The 13,732-nt window shown below is 42.2% G+C and carries 10 protein-coding genes and 2 rRNA genes; 7 read left to right on the top strand and 5 right to left on the bottom strand.

Annotated elements, in window-relative coordinates; all coding sequences use genetic code 11:
* Window positions 1-20 precede the first annotated feature (20 nt).
* Window positions 21-2,956, bottom strand: a 23S ribosomal RNA gene (locus AC4E8A_RS01810).
* Window positions 2,957-3,280: 324 nt separating this feature from the next.
* A 16S ribosomal RNA gene (locus AC4E8A_RS01805) occupies window positions 3,281-4,831 on the bottom strand.
* Together the 16S and 23S rRNA genes form the textbook arrangement of a ribosomal RNA operon.
* A gap of 414 nt (window positions 4,832-5,245) precedes the next feature.
* Between AC4E8A_RS01805 and AC4E8A_RS01800 the strand changes: the two genes are divergently transcribed.
* The gene (locus tag AC4E8A_RS01800) at window positions 5,246-5,782 is read left to right on the top strand and encodes a hypothetical protein (protein ID WP_490196462.1); all 537 of its coding nucleotides are present in this window, start codon (window positions 5,246-5,248) and stop codon (window positions 5,780-5,782) included.
* 65 nt (window positions 5,783-5,847) lie between these two features.
* Here the strand turns inward: AC4E8A_RS01800 and AC4E8A_RS01795 are convergent, their stop codons facing one another.
* Entirely contained in the window at window positions 5,848-6,204 is a 357-nt protein-coding gene (locus AC4E8A_RS01795; protein ID WP_490196460.1) for a DUF779 domain-containing protein, read from the bottom strand.
* A gap of 27 nt (window positions 6,205-6,231) precedes the next feature.
* Window positions 6,232-7,752: an aldehyde dehydrogenase gene (adh, locus tag AC4E8A_RS01790; RefSeq protein ID WP_490196459.1), complete on the bottom strand. Its 1,521-nt coding sequence runs from the start codon at window positions 7,750-7,752 to the stop codon at window positions 6,232-6,234.
* 278 nt (window positions 7,753-8,030) lie between these two features.
* Here adh and AC4E8A_RS01785 point away from each other — a divergent pair, with 278 nt between their 5' ends.
* From AC4E8A_RS01785 to AC4E8A_RS01760, 6 genes are all read left to right on the top strand, one after another.
* Complete coding sequence (locus AC4E8A_RS01785) at window positions 8,031-8,657, top strand: LysE family translocator (RefSeq protein ID WP_490196457.1); 627 nt, start codon at window positions 8,031-8,033, stop codon at window positions 8,655-8,657.
* 505 nt (window positions 8,658-9,162) lie between these two features.
* The gene (locus AC4E8A_RS01780) at window positions 9,163-10,095 is read left to right on the top strand and encodes an aminoglycoside phosphotransferase family protein (protein WP_490196456.1); all 933 of its coding nucleotides are present in this window, start codon (window positions 9,163-9,165) and stop codon (window positions 10,093-10,095) included.
* Window positions 10,096-10,210: 115 nt separating this feature from the next.
* Window positions 10,211-10,717 carry a DNA topology modulation protein gene (locus AC4E8A_RS01775; RefSeq protein ID WP_490196455.1) on the top strand — a complete coding sequence of 169 codons (507 nt, stop codon included), beginning with the start codon at window positions 10,211-10,213 and terminating at the stop codon, window positions 10,715-10,717.
* 104 nt (window positions 10,718-10,821) lie between these two features.
* A complete protein-coding gene (locus tag AC4E8A_RS01770; RefSeq protein ID WP_490196454.1) occupies window positions 10,822-11,799 on the top strand; it encodes a phosphotransferase in 978 nt (325 codons plus the stop codon).
* A 137-nt stretch (window positions 11,800-11,936) separates the two neighbouring features.
* The gene (locus AC4E8A_RS01765) at window positions 11,937-12,065 is read left to right on the top strand and encodes a hypothetical protein (RefSeq protein ID WP_490196453.1); all 129 of its coding nucleotides are present in this window, start codon (window positions 11,937-11,939) and stop codon (window positions 12,063-12,065) included.
* 3 nt (window positions 12,066-12,068) lie between these two features.
* Window positions 12,069-12,455: a hypothetical protein gene (locus AC4E8A_RS01760; protein WP_490196452.1), complete on the top strand. Its 387-nt coding sequence runs from the start codon at window positions 12,069-12,071 to the stop codon at window positions 12,453-12,455.
* A gap of 110 nt (window positions 12,456-12,565) precedes the next feature.
* On the opposite strand, the gene AC4E8A_RS01755 is transcribed toward AC4E8A_RS01760, so the two are convergent.
* On the bottom strand, window positions 12,566-13,192 hold the full coding sequence (locus AC4E8A_RS01755; protein ID WP_490196451.1) for a hypothetical protein: 627 nt from the start codon (window positions 13,190-13,192) through the stop codon (window positions 12,566-12,568).
* Between the last annotated feature and the right edge of the window lie 540 nt (window positions 13,193-13,732).

Genomic DNA, 13,732 nt, shown 5'->3' with positions numbered 1-13,732 from the left:
AACCGCCTGCGCTTTTTAACGTGGTTAAGTCCTCGATCGATTAGTATCTGTCAGCTGCACGTGTCGCCACGCTTCCACCTCAGACCTATCTACCTGATCATCTTTCAGGGATCTTACTCACATAAAGTGATGGGAAATCTCATCTCGAGGGGGGCTTCATGCTTAGATGCTTTCAGCACTTATCCCTTCCGCACATAGCTACCCAGCGATGCCTTTGGCAAGACAACTGGTACACCAGCGGTGCGTCCATCCCGGTCCTCTCGTACTAAGGACAGCTCCTCTCAAATTTCCTGCGCCCACGACGGATAGGGACCGAACTGTCTCACGACGTTCTGAACCCAGCTCGCGTACCGCTTTAATGGGCGAACAGCCCAACCCTTGGGACCGACTACAGCCCCAGGATGCGATGAGCCGACATCGAGGTGCCAAACCTCCCCGTCGATGTGGACTCTTGGGGGAGATAAGCCTGTTATCCCCGGGGTAGCTTTTATCCGTTGAGCGATGGCCCTTCCATGCGGAACCACCGGATCACTAAGCCCGACTTTCGTCCCTGCTCGACTTGTAGGTCTCGCAGTCAAGCTCCCTTGTGCCTTTACACTCTGCGAATGATTTCCAACCATTCTGAGGGAACCTTTGGGCGCCTCCGTTACTCTTTAGGAGGCGACCGCCCCAGTCAAACTGCCCACCTGACACTGTCTCCCACCCCGATCAGGGGCGCGGGTTAGAAGTTCAACACAGCCAGGGTAGTATCCCACCAGCGCCTCCACCGAAGCTGGCGCTCCGGTTTCCAAGGCTCCTACCTATCCTGTACAAGCTGTGCCAAAATTCAATATCAGGCTACAGTAAAGCTCCACGGGGTCTTTCCGTCCTGTCGCGGGTAACCTGCATCTTCACAGGTACTATAATTTCACCGAGTCTCTCGTTGAGACAGTGCCCAGATCGTTGCGCCTTTCGTGCGGGTCGGAACTTACCCGACAAGGAATTTCGCTACCTTAGGACCGTTATAGTTACGGCCGCCGTTTACTGGGGCTTCGGTTCGCACCTTCGCTTGCGCTAAGCACTCCCCTTAACCTTCCAGCACCGGGCAGGCGTCAGCCCCTATACTTCGCCTTACGGCTTCGCAGAGACCTGTGTTTTTGCTAAACAGTCGCCTGGGCCTATTCACTGCGGCTCTCTCGGGCTTGCACCCTACCAGAGCACCCCTTCTCCCGAAGTTACGGGGTCATTTTGCCGAGTTCCTTAACGAGAGTTCTCTCGCTCACCTTAGGATTCTCTCCTCGCCTACCTGTGTCGGTTTGCGGTACGGGCACCTTTTTCCTCGCTAGAGGCTTTTCTTGGCAGTGTGGAATCAGGAACTTCGGTACTATATTTCCCTCGCTGTCACAGCTCAGCCTTTATGGTGACGGGATTTGCCTCATCACCAGCCTAACTGCTTAGACGCGCATATCCAACAGCGCGCTTACCCTATCCTCCTGCGTCCCCCCATCACTCAAACGGAAAAGAGGTGGTACAGGAATATCAACCTGTTATCCATCGCCTACGCCTTTCGGCCTCGGCTTAGGTCCCGACTAACCCTGAGCGGACGAGCCTTCCTCAGGAAACCTTAGGCATTCGGTGGACAGGATTCTCACCTGTCTTTCGCTACTCATACCGGCATTCTCACTTCTAAGCGCTCCACCAGTCCTTACGGTCCAGCTTCTCAGCCCTTAGAACGCTCTCCTACCACTGACACCAAATGGTGTCAATCCACAGCTTCGGTGATACGTTTAGCCCCGGTACATTTTCGGCGCAGAGTCACTCGACCAGTGAGCTATTACGCACTCTTTAAATGGTGGCTGCTTCTAAGCCAACATCCTGGTTGTCTAAGCAACTCCACATCCTTTTCCACTTAACGTATACTTTGGGACCTTAGCTGGTGGTCTGGGCTGTTTCCCTTTCGACTACGGATCTTATCACTCGCAGTCTGACTCCCATGGATAAGTCTTTGGCATTCGGAGTTTGTCTGAATTCGGTAACCCGATGAGGGCCCCTAGTCCAAACAGTGCTCTACCTCCAAGACTCTTACTACATGAGGCTAGCCCTAAAGCTATTTCGGAGAGAACCAGCTATCTCCAAGTTCGATTGGAATTTCTCCGCTACCCACACCTCATCCCCGCACTTTTCAACGTGCGTGGGTTCGGGCCTCCATTCAGTGTTACCTGAACTTCACCCTGGACATGGGTAGATCACCTGGTTTCGGGTCTACGACCACATACTCATTCGCCCTATTCAGACTCGCTTTCGCTGCGGCTCCGTCTTTCCGACTTAACCTTGCATGGGATCGTAACTCGCCGGTTCATTCTACAAAAGGCACGCCATCACCCGTTAACGGGCTCTGACTACTTGTAGGCACACGGTTTCAGGTTCTATTTCACTCCCCTTCCGGGGTGCTTTTCACCTTTCCCTCACGGTACTGGTTCACTATCGGTCACTAGGGAGTATTTAGCCTTGGGAGATGGTCCTCCCAGCTTCCGACGGGATTTCTCGTGTCCCGCCGTACTCAGGATCCACTCAAGAGGGAACGAAGTTTCGACTACAGGGTTGTTACCTTCTGTGACGAGCCTTTCCAGACTTCTTCGTCTACTTCATTCCTTTGTAACTCCGTATAGAGTGTCCTACAACCCCAAGAGGCAAGCCTCTTGGTTTGGGCTAATCCCGTTTCGCTCGCCGCTACTCAGGGAATCGCGTTTGCTTTCTCTTCCTCCGGGTACTTAGATGTTTCAGTTCCCCGGGTCTGCCTTCCATACTCTATGTATTCAAGTATGGATACTGCACCATTACGTGCAGCGGGTTCCCCCATTCGGAAATCTCCGGATCAAAGCTTACTTACAGCTCCCCGAAGCATATCGGTGTTAGTCCCGTCCTTCATCGGCTCCTAGTGCCAAGGCATCCACCGTGCGCCCTTTCTAACTTAACCATCGGCGAACGATAAGCTTCGGATTGCGGCGTTGCCTTCGTTTCTTCCGCTGCTCATGTACGGTAAGGTACACTCCGCTGCTCAGAAACACGGGCGCCTTGCACTCCTCGCTTCTCCTTCACCTTAGTTTAAAACAATATCTCATAAGAGATATCCTAAAATGGCGAATTCTCGGTTCTTTCTTGACTTTCTTCATGACTATCTTTATCTAGTTTTCAAAGAACAATGTTTGATGGTGGATTTGTTTGCTTTCGCAAAAAATCTTATTGAACCATCAAAACTGAACAAAACAAAATCAACGCGTCACGTCTCATATATCCTTAGAAAGGAGGTGATCCAGCCGCACCTTCCGATACGGCTACCTTGTTACGACTTCACCCCAATCATCTGTCCCACCTTAGGCGGCTGGCTCCAAAAGGTTACCTCACCGACTTCGGGTGTTACAAACTCTCGTGGTGTGACGGGCGGTGTGTACAAGGCCCGGGAACGTATTCACCGCGGCATGCTGATCCGCGATTACTAGCGATTCCAGCTTCATGCAGGCGAGTTGCAGCCTGCAATCCGAACTGAGAACGGTTTTATGGGATTTGCTAAACCTCGCGGTCTTGCTGCCCTTTGTACCGTCCATTGTAGCACGTGTGTAGCCCAGGTCATAAGGGGCATGATGATTTGACGTCATCCCCACCTTCCTCCGGTTTGTCACCGGCAGTCATCTTAGAGTGCCCAACTGAATGCTGGCAACTAAGATCAAGGGTTGCGCTCGTTGCGGGACTTAACCCAACATCTCACGACACGAGCTGACGACAACCATGCACCACCTGTCACTCTGTCCCCCGAAGGGGAACGCCCTATCTCTAGGGTTGTCAGAGGATGTCAAGACCTGGTAAGGTTCTTCGCGTTGCTTCGAATTAAACCACATGCTCCACCGCTTGTGCGGGCCCCCGTCAATTCCTTTGAGTTTCAGTCTTGCGACCGTACTCCCCAGGCGGAGTGCTTAATGCGTTAGCTGCAGCACTAAAGGGCGGAAACCCTCTAACACTTAGCACTCATCGTTTACGGCGTGGACTACCAGGGTATCTAATCCTGTTTGCTCCCCACGCTTTCGCGCCTCAGCGTCAGTTACAGACCAGAAAGTCGCCTTCGCCACTGGTGTTCCTCCACATATCTACGCATTTCACCGCTACACGTGGAATTCCACTTTCCTCTTCTGTACTCAAGTCCCCCAGTTTCCAATGACCCTCCACGGTTGAGCCGTGGGCTTTCACATCAGACTTAAGAGACCGCCTGCGCGCGCTTTACGCCCAATAATTCCGGACAACGCTTGCCACCTACGTATTACCGCGGCTGCTGGCACGTAGTTAGCCGTGGCTTTCTGGTTAGGTACCGTCAAGGTGCCGCCCTATTCGAACGGCACTTGTTCTTCCCTAACAACAGAGCTTTACGATCCGAAAACCTTCATCACTCACGCGGCGTTGCTCCGTCAGACTTTCGTCCATTGCGGAAGATTCCCTACTGCTGCCTCCCGTAGGAGTCTGGGCCGTGTCTCAGTCCCAGTGTGGCCGATCACCCTCTCAGGTCGGCTACGCATCGTCGCCTTGGTGAGCCGTTACCTCACCAACTAGCTAATGCGCCGCGGGTCCATCTGTAAGTGGTAGCCGAAGCCACCTTTCCACCCTTCCTCATGTGAGGAAAAGAACTATCCGGTATTAGCCCCGGTTTCCCGGAGTTATCCCAGTCTTACAGGCAGGTTACCCACGTGTTACTCACCCGTCCGCCGCTGACTTCAGGGAGCAAGCTCCCATCCGTCCGCTCGACTTGCATGTATTAGGCACGCCGCCAGCGTTCGTCCTGAGCCAGGATCAAACTCTCCGAAAGAAGTTTGACTTGCTCATTTGCTAATTAAAGTGTTAGCAACTTTGTAAGAACCAAGTTCTTACTAGATTAACGTTGACGTTTTGTCTTGTTTTGTTCAGTTTTCAAGGTTCAATCATTCAGAAGTCTATCTTAACATTTCATTTCGTTAGTGTCAACTTCTGCGAAAAACTATTTTTTCGTCGCTCGTTTGAAGCAACTTTTATATCTTACCACCGATGAATCACTCTGTCAACAAGTTCAATAACTTTTTTTCGAAAGCAATTCAGATGATTGTCTCTCTTGGAGACAGTAATAGTATACTATCATTTTAAAACCAAGAATGCAATGGTATTTCTTTCTTTTCTTTATTTTTAGCATAGTTCCAGATGTAGCGGGAAAGATATTTCCAACCTTTATTTTGGAGTGACCTATATAATGAAATGTTTCTCTGTTTCTGCATTGATAGTTCTGTTGCTTTTTAAAACAGTTACCCCTGTCCTTTCAAACGGACTTGAAGTTGATCATAGCCGCGAATCTGTTTATAGGGATGTTGGGTATACCTCTGTTGAACAAGCAGCCCATGATTTCAAACAACATTATAATGAGGACTTGAAGCTTCCCCTTAGACTTCCTCCCATACCGTTCACTCATGTGATGGGCAGGGTTAATGATTTGGATGGAGACGCCAAAGATTCTTTTGAAGTGAAATACATAAATGAAAAATTCCCGGACAACCATTACAAAATTATTATCCGGCCCCTTCAGTACAAAATAGATTACAGCAACAAGGATATCATTAGAGTTCTTAAGTTGAAACACGGAGATGAGGCAGTATTTTTGGACCACTCAGGGTTTAATGTACTCGCTTTTGAAAGAGGGAAATGGCAGTATATGCTCAGTATAAATAAGAACGGCTCGGAATTGATGCTTCCCGGGACACTTGTTCAGATAGCCAACTCCATTGAACACTAGTTTTATGGACTGCGATTCAAAAAACGATCCGCCAATTGATAATTGACAGGTCGTTTTTTAGAGTTCTAAATATGTGCCCTTTCTTCTTCCGTAAATATTCTTGATCTCGTTAAGAACCTGACACCTTCTGGACCTTCGAGCGAAAACATCCCGCCTCTTCCTTTGACTACATCAATGATTAATTGGGTGTGTTTCCAATACTCATATTGAGCCTTGGAAATGTAGAAAGGACATTCATCAATATGTCCAAGCAGAACATCGCTTTCCCCTATCAGCATGTCGCCTTCCTGGTAACACATCGGCGAGCTTCCATCACAGCACCCTCCCGATTGATGGAACAGGAGTTGGCCATGTTTGTCTTTCAGCCTCGCGATAAGTTTGGACGCCTCTTCTGTAGCAACTACTTTTTTTATATCAAGCATGTTCATCCTCCTTTTTTTTTATGAGGATTAAAAGAAACCTAACTTCTGAGGACTATAACTGACCAATAGGTTCTTTGTCTGCTGGTAATGGCTCAGCATCATTTTGTGGTTCTCTCGGCCAATACCTGACATCTTATAACCACCGAATGCAGCATGAGCTGGATAAGCATGGTAACAATTGGTCCATACTCGGCCTGCCTCAATATTTCGGCCAAAACGGTATGCAGTGTTTATATCCCTTGACCAGACACCTGCGCCTAATCCATAAAGGGTGTCATTTGCAATTTCAAGTGCTTCTTCAGCTGTTTTAAAAGTCGTCACGGAAACAACCGGTCCGAAAATCTCCTCTTGGAAGATGCGCATTTTATTATTCCCCTTGAATACTGTCGGCTCTACATAATAGCCGCCTTCCAGTTCGCCTTCAAGGTAATTCCGGTTTCCGCCTGTCAATACCTCCGCACCTTCCTGTTTACCAATATCGATATAAGAAAGAATTTTTTCTAACTGTTCAGTGGAAGCCTGGGCTCCGACCATTGTTTCAGTATCCAGTGGATTCCCTTGTTTGATTGCCTTGACTCTCTCAAGTGCTCTTTCCATGAACTTATCATAAATGGATTCATGGATGAGAGCACGAGAAGGACAGGTACAAACTTCCCCCTGATTAAGTGCAAAGAGTACAAACCCTTCAATAGCCTTATCAAGGAAATCATCATCCTGTGCCATCACATCTTCAAAGAAGATATTTGGTGATTTCCCGCCAAGCTCCAGCGTGACTGGAATAAGATTTTGAGAAGCATATTGCATAATCAGACGCCCGGTAGTTGTTTCACCAGTGAATGCCACCTTTGCAACCCTTTGGCTTGTAGCCAACGGTTTTCCAGCTTCCACCCCGAAACCATTGACAATATTCACTACACCCTTCGGCAGAAGATCTGCAATCAGATCCATCATGACCATGATGCTTGCCGGTGTTTGCTCCGCCGGTTTCAATACAACACAATTCCCTGCTGCAAGAGCTGGTGCCAGCTTCCAAGTCGCCATCAACAGAGGGAAATTCCATGGAATGATTTGAGCCACTACTCCAAGAGGCTCGTTGAAATGGTAAGCTACTGTATCATTATCCACTTCACCGATACTTCCCTCCTGCGCACGGATACATCCAGCAAAGTAACGGAAATGATCAATGGCAAGCGGCAAATCAGCATTAAGGGTTTCCCTTACTGGTTTTCCGTTATCCCAGGTTTCAGCAACAGCCAGCATTTCAAGATTCTCTTCTAGCCTATCTGCAATCTTATTTAATATAACGGCTCTCTCAGCTGCAGACGTTTTTCCCCATGCAACCTTCGCCTCATGAGCAGCATCCAGTGCCAATTCAACATCCTCAGCCGTTGATCTTGCAATCTCACAAAATACTTCTCCATTCACAGGAGAAACATTCTCAAAGTATTCACCTTTTACCGGCGCTACCCATTCTCCGCCAATATAATTATCGTATTTCTTTTTAAAATCCACCTTTGATCCTTCTTTGTTCGGCTGTGCATAAATCATGAAATCCCTCCAAATATTTAGTCTATATGTAGATTCACAGAAGCATTGTAAGCGCTTTCTATCAGCTGTAACTCTATTATATTATAAAAATATTCAGAAATCATTTATTTTATTCCTATATTAGGTATTTGGCTATCATAGCAACACGGGTGAGCAATGAACATAATTATTACTATTTACTGTCATTAAAGTTTACAATATTCTGGATTTACTACGTCTATTGACAATTTTTGCACCAGCCCTGTGATACATTACTTGAACAGAAAGGAGAGGTAAACATGGAGAACTTTTATTTATTTATCATTATGTCGGTAATGCTCATTATCCTGCCTGGACCTGATACAGCCATCGTAACCAAGAATACACTTGCTGGCGGCAGTGCCAATGGGATGAAAACTTTATCGGGTACCATATGCGCGTTGTTAATTCATACTCTTGCTGCTGTAGCAGGCCTTTCAGCGATCATTGTAAAATCTGCATTCTTATTCTCGATTTTTAAATATGCAGGGGCGGCCTATCTCGTTTACTTAGGAATAAAATCCATTTTGGCGCTTAAAAATCAGGCCATTTCAGAGGAGCATCCTCAAACCAACAAATATAAGAACAAATCATATTTTAAACAGGGGTTTCTCACAAATATCTTAAACCCTAAAGTGGCCGTCTTTTTCCTTACCTTTCTGCCGCAGTTTGTATCTACGGGAAGTGACACCTTGATACCCTTTCTTTTAATGGGTGCGACTTATGCAGTCCTGACATCTGTTTGGTTCATGCTATATATTTTCTTAATTAACCAGATCAGCACATTTATGAAAAAACCTCGAACCACCAAAGTGATCGAGGCATTGACGGGTACAATTTTGATTGGTTTCGGCATCAAACTGGCATTCGAAAACGTTCATCATTAAAACCCTCAGAGTTTCTGAGGGTTTTTGTTTTGGGAGTGGAGCAGTTATTAGTGGATTAGCTACCTCGTTAATTAAATAGATTTCCGGCTGGATAAATAATCGCATCTTTATGGGTATGTTCTATTTTATATCATTGTATAAAACAAAAGTGCACAATATCTCGGTGGAAGCAGTTTATTTTAAAAGCCATATGTGACCTCTGAATAGGATGAAACAGTATTCGCTTGATACAGTGACACACTGATTTTCCAGTTGGAAAATCTCCTTCAGATAGTAGATTATATAGAAATGATCAGATTAAAGATCAAGTGGATTAAAAATAATTTTAACAAAAATTGTATATGGTGTTATTTTTATGCATAACGAAGGGGAAGGTGTTATTCAACAAACGGGCCATTTAATTAAAGAACATATTGATTAGTAACTCTATATTTGAAATAATTGGAATTACGCAAAATACTTAAGCGGATTTTATATGAATTTAATAACATTAGGGAGGTTGGAGATGAATTATACCATTGAAGATGTATTAGATAGAATACCTTATTTAAATGGTTATTCAAAAGTTAAAAAATTAGAGAAGGGGTATTCGCCAGATAATAAATACATAGTTGTAAAGGGATTTAAAAAGTATCTTTTACGCATTTCTGACATAAAGTATCATCTTGAAAGAGAAAAAGAATACAACTTGCTGCAAGAATTAAAGGAAAAAAATATTCAGTCACAAAAACCTTTCATATTTGAAAAGATAATAAATGATGAAATCTGTTATATGGTAATAGAATATATCGAAGGTACCCCCGCAGTTGATGCTTTTAAAAAATGCTCTAATAGTATTCAATATCAAATTGGCATGGCGGCTGGTAAAGAACTATATAAAATTCATCAAATAAATGGCCCATCTCATGTATCTAGCTGGAATGATAGACAAAGTAAGAAGCATAGATATTATCTAGGTGAATATGAGAAAGGCAACTTTAAACTTAATAAAGATAATAAGGTCATTGAGTTTATTGAAAATAATATTGAGTTATTAGCGGATAGACCTAATGCTCTCCTGCATGACGATTTTCATTTGGAACATATAATACTTTTTGATGATAATTTTAATGGGATTATTGATTTCAATGGATACGATTACGGGGATCCGTATCATGATTTCTATAATCTTTCTTTGTTTAGTAGAAGAATTAGTGAGCCGTTTATTATAGGACAAATCGACGGTTATTTTTCATCAAAACCAAGTGATTATTTTTGGAGATTGTACTCCCTATACGCTGCAATGAGCATATTTTCAACCCTTGTTTGGACTACAAATTATGATCCTCATTCTCTTAATGATGCCCTTGAGAGAATTGAATTAATTCTAGAGGACCATGAATATTTCGATAGAACAATACCTAAGTGGTACGAATCAAAATTACATACTGCTCCTTAATTGAATGATACAGACTTTTTGAAAATGTACTTGCAATAACAAGCAGCCGCCCCTTTGTTCAAGTAAAGGGGCAGGATTGCAGAACATATTTTTTTAACGGAGGTTTTTTTAATTTATGAACAAAATAGCGTTAATTGGCTCTGGGGGTTCAGGAAAATCAACATTAGCTAAGAAAATAGGAGAAAAGCTAAACATAAAAGTTTGGCATTTAGATAGTTTACATTGGAAACCAAATTGGACTATTACTACAAGAGAAGAGCAAATAAAAGTACAGGAAGAGTTAGTTAATACTGATAAGTGGATTATTGATGGGAATTACAATAGCACCTTGGACATAAGGTTAGAAGCGGCAGACACGATTGTTTTTCTAGATATATCGAGGGTTATATGTGTATACCGTGTGTTTAATAGAATGATTAGATTCCATAATAAAACAAGACCTGATATGAGTGAGGGTTGTAATGAGAAAGTTGATTTGAAGTTTTTAAAGTGGGTTTGGGATTATCCAAAAACTAAAAAGCCAAAGGTGTTAGCTAAACTCGAAAAGCTCTCAAGAGAAAAGGAGATTATTATTTTAACAAATCCTAAGGAAGTCGAAAATTTCTTAGGTAGAATACAATAACAATTCCGTTATATGGGGCTATTGCCAAACAAGAAGCTGCCCGCCGAGGTATTTAGAAAAGATAGACAAATGGAACAACAAGCAAGCATTAAAGGGGTAGTTAAATGAATTCTTCAAATGAAAGTGATGTTAGAAAATCTATCTTTGAAGCCTTGGAGGACAAATTCAAGGTAAATATATTAAGTTTTGCTAGTATTGATTTAGGCTATTTGAATTTAAAGTGGAAAATAACCACAGATATAGGTGGTTTTTTTGTTAAACAATATAACAAAAAACGCTATCCAAATAACAGGATTAATGAATTAGAAATTTCCTTAAAACACCAAGATAGATTATATGAATTAGGTATTCCTTGTCCAAAACTGTATTTACATAATGAAAAATACGTTAGTACAACGACAGATGGTACTAACTTTGTACTTATGGGTCTTTGCGAAGGGAAAAATGTAATGCCTGGAACAGCTAATGAAAATCAGGTTAAAAGTTTAGGGAAAGTAATATCTAGAATGCATAAATTACTTAATGAGACCAATACACCTAAGGTTCCCTTACATTGGAGACCAAATACTAAGGAAAATATGCTGAGAGGCTTACAGAATAGAAGAAATGAGGCAATTAATTTCAAATGCCCAAAAACAATAAAGATTCTGGAGACCCAAAGAAGAATAATTGAATCAACAAATTTAGAGATATTTTCCGAATGTGAACAGGGGTGGTGTCATTGGGATTTATTTTCCGATAACATTCTGTTTAATGCAGGCAATGTCTCAGCCATACTTGATTTTGATAGAATGCACTATGTTTATCAGGAATTTGATATTTCGAGACCTATACTGTCCTGCTGTTTGGAAGAAGGTAGTATGAACCTTCAGAAGGTTTTAAAGTTCGTGGAAGGTTATCGAGAATATAAGCCACTAACAAGAGAACAGTTGGTTCGTTCAATAAAATTAACTTGGTGGAAAGAATCTGAATGGGTCCGTGTTGAGGAAAAGCAGAACGCATCTTTAAAAAGGTTTAGTGAAGAAAATATTTGGATTGCAGAAAACTGGAATGAATTAGACCGATTATTTGTAGATATCTAACCTACAATTACAAAAAGAGAGATGTAATCTTCAAATTAACGGGGGCATTTGCTGAACAAGCAGCCGCCCTCTGTTCAAGTAACGGGCAGTTTAGCTGAACAAGGTGTTAATGAACAATCATAAAAAGGGGGAAGAAAATGGGTTGGTTAATCCTTGTAGCTGTTGCATATCTTCCGATTATTTATCGTATTCATAGACGTTTAGATAACTTAGAGAAAGAAATAAAAAGGTTGAACGAGGAAGATGATGAACACAAAGGGGTGTGAGTCTTGAAAGGGATAAAAACGCTATTTATTACTGTAAGTTTGTCGCTTGCTTTAGTTGGATGTGGTATGGCTGATGGGGGAAAAGTGACCGCCCGAGACGTACTGAAACAAAGTGATGATGCAGATATTATACAGCATGAAGGTTTTATTTATAACAATGTTACTAACCTGGAGTGGTTTCAGGATGGTGAAGAAGTTCCATTCTCTAAGGAGCATCTCCTGGGAGAAGTGAAAAAACAAACAAAGAACAGCTGGTTATTTAATGACCTTAGTGCAACCAAATTACCAAAAGGGACAAAGGTTTATTCAAATACTGAAGAGGTTAAAGGGTTTCTTTTCGTAGAATACGAAGGAGAGGAGTTGTATTATATGCAACTTCTTGAAGGGTAAGTAATACTCAATTAAAGGGGCAGTTTAGTTGAGTAGAGGCTATAAGTAAGGCATTAAAATTAAAAATCAATTTTAGTGAATAGAATCTATTCACAGAAAATCACCTGCCATTAGGCAGGTGTTGGAAGTTGTATTTTTTTCATTAATTCCAAAGCAAATTCTTTGTGAGTTACTTGTTTTTCTTCATCAAAGATAGAAACGTAGACAAAAGTAGTTTCTTCGCCCATTTTGAATGCAGCGTATTTAGTACCACCATTGCCATTTTTAATCTCAGCAACATAGTCAAAGTTTTCTTTTAATACCGGATATTCATTAAAATCTATTTCTTTAATTTCCGTGCCCGGACCACCTGCTGCTGTAATAAACTTAGACCAATCATAAACTTGCTTTTCTACATCAGGCATCGCTCTGCCTTTTTCAACAAAAACATTTATGTCTTGATACTCGCCTGTTCCAATGGCCTCAAATTGTTTTTCGTTCACTTGTTTTGTTTCGAAGCCTTCAGGTAAATATACTTTTTTTGCTAATTGTGGTTGAACATCAGCTTCCGTCAATTCTACTTCCACTTTTTCACCATCAACCTCAAAAGCAAGAACATTTTCATCTTGTTCCTTTTCGCTCACTTCTTGTTTTATCCCATCCTTATCTACTTTAGTTCCATTAGATTCGGCATTACTGCACCCACCGAACACCAAACTTGTAGAAATCAAAAATACCAGTAGTAAAAGTTTTTTCATAATTGTTCCTCCTAAAAATTTTATTATAGTATAATTTCACCTTTAAATTATACTATAATAGTATTTTTTTGAATTAAAAAGTTTTTAATACATAAGTAAAGTACAGTTGAACATATTTTCCTTTATTAAACTAAAGGGGGCGTTTGCTGAACAAGCAGCCGACCTTTGTTCAAGTAACGGTGCAGGTTAACTGAATAGTCGTCCAAAAATAAAAAGGTGATGTTTATGAGGATAAAACTTTTTAAATGGATTATCTTTCTTCTTTTATTCTTATATTTCCTACTAATGTTTTATTTTGAAGTATCATTATATTCAATTCTACCCCCAGAAGAAGCTGGAATGAACTTTAAGACAGAATTAGGGATTGTTTGGTATCGTTCCAAATGGTTTTATGCAATGGTTATGAGCGTGTTCTTCTTTTTTTATTTTGGTTTAAAAAGTGCAACAGATAATAATTTTTGACATTCAATAAACGAGGACGTTTCCGAACAAGCAGCTGCCTTTGTATAGTTGGATTGGGCAGGTTTAATTAAGATTGTT

The organism is Bacillus sp. SRL337 (assembly GCF_984799155.1).
The sequence above is the reverse complement of the archived record's forward strand: the minus strand, read 5'-3'. Positions and strand labels throughout refer to the sequence as shown.

Coding starts and splice junctions, on each gene's coding strand:
- AC4E8A_RS01800 (WP_490196462.1), top strand. CDS start 5,246: ATGAAATGTTTCTCTGTTTCTGCATTGATAGTTCTGTTGCTTTTTAAA.
- AC4E8A_RS01795 (WP_490196460.1), bottom strand. CDS start 6,204: ATGCTTGATATAAAAAAAGTAGTTGCTACAGAAGAGGCGTCCAAACTT.
- adh (WP_490196459.1), bottom strand. CDS start 7,752: ATGATTTATGCACAGCCGAACAAAGAAGGATCAAAGGTGGATTTTAAA.
- AC4E8A_RS01785 (WP_490196457.1), top strand. CDS start 8,031: ATGGAGAACTTTTATTTATTTATCATTATGTCGGTAATGCTCATTATC.
- AC4E8A_RS01780 (WP_490196456.1), top strand. CDS start 9,163: ATGAATTATACCATTGAAGATGTATTAGATAGAATACCTTATTTAAAT.
- AC4E8A_RS01775 (WP_490196455.1), top strand. CDS start 10,211: ATGAACAAAATAGCGTTAATTGGCTCTGGGGGTTCAGGAAAATCAACA.
- AC4E8A_RS01770 (WP_490196454.1), top strand. CDS start 10,822: ATGAATTCTTCAAATGAAAGTGATGTTAGAAAATCTATCTTTGAAGCC.
- AC4E8A_RS01765 (WP_490196453.1), top strand. CDS start 11,937: ATGGGTTGGTTAATCCTTGTAGCTGTTGCATATCTTCCGATTATTTAT.
- AC4E8A_RS01755 (WP_490196451.1), bottom strand. CDS start 13,192: ATGAAAAAACTTTTACTACTGGTATTTTTGATTTCTACAAGTTTGGTG.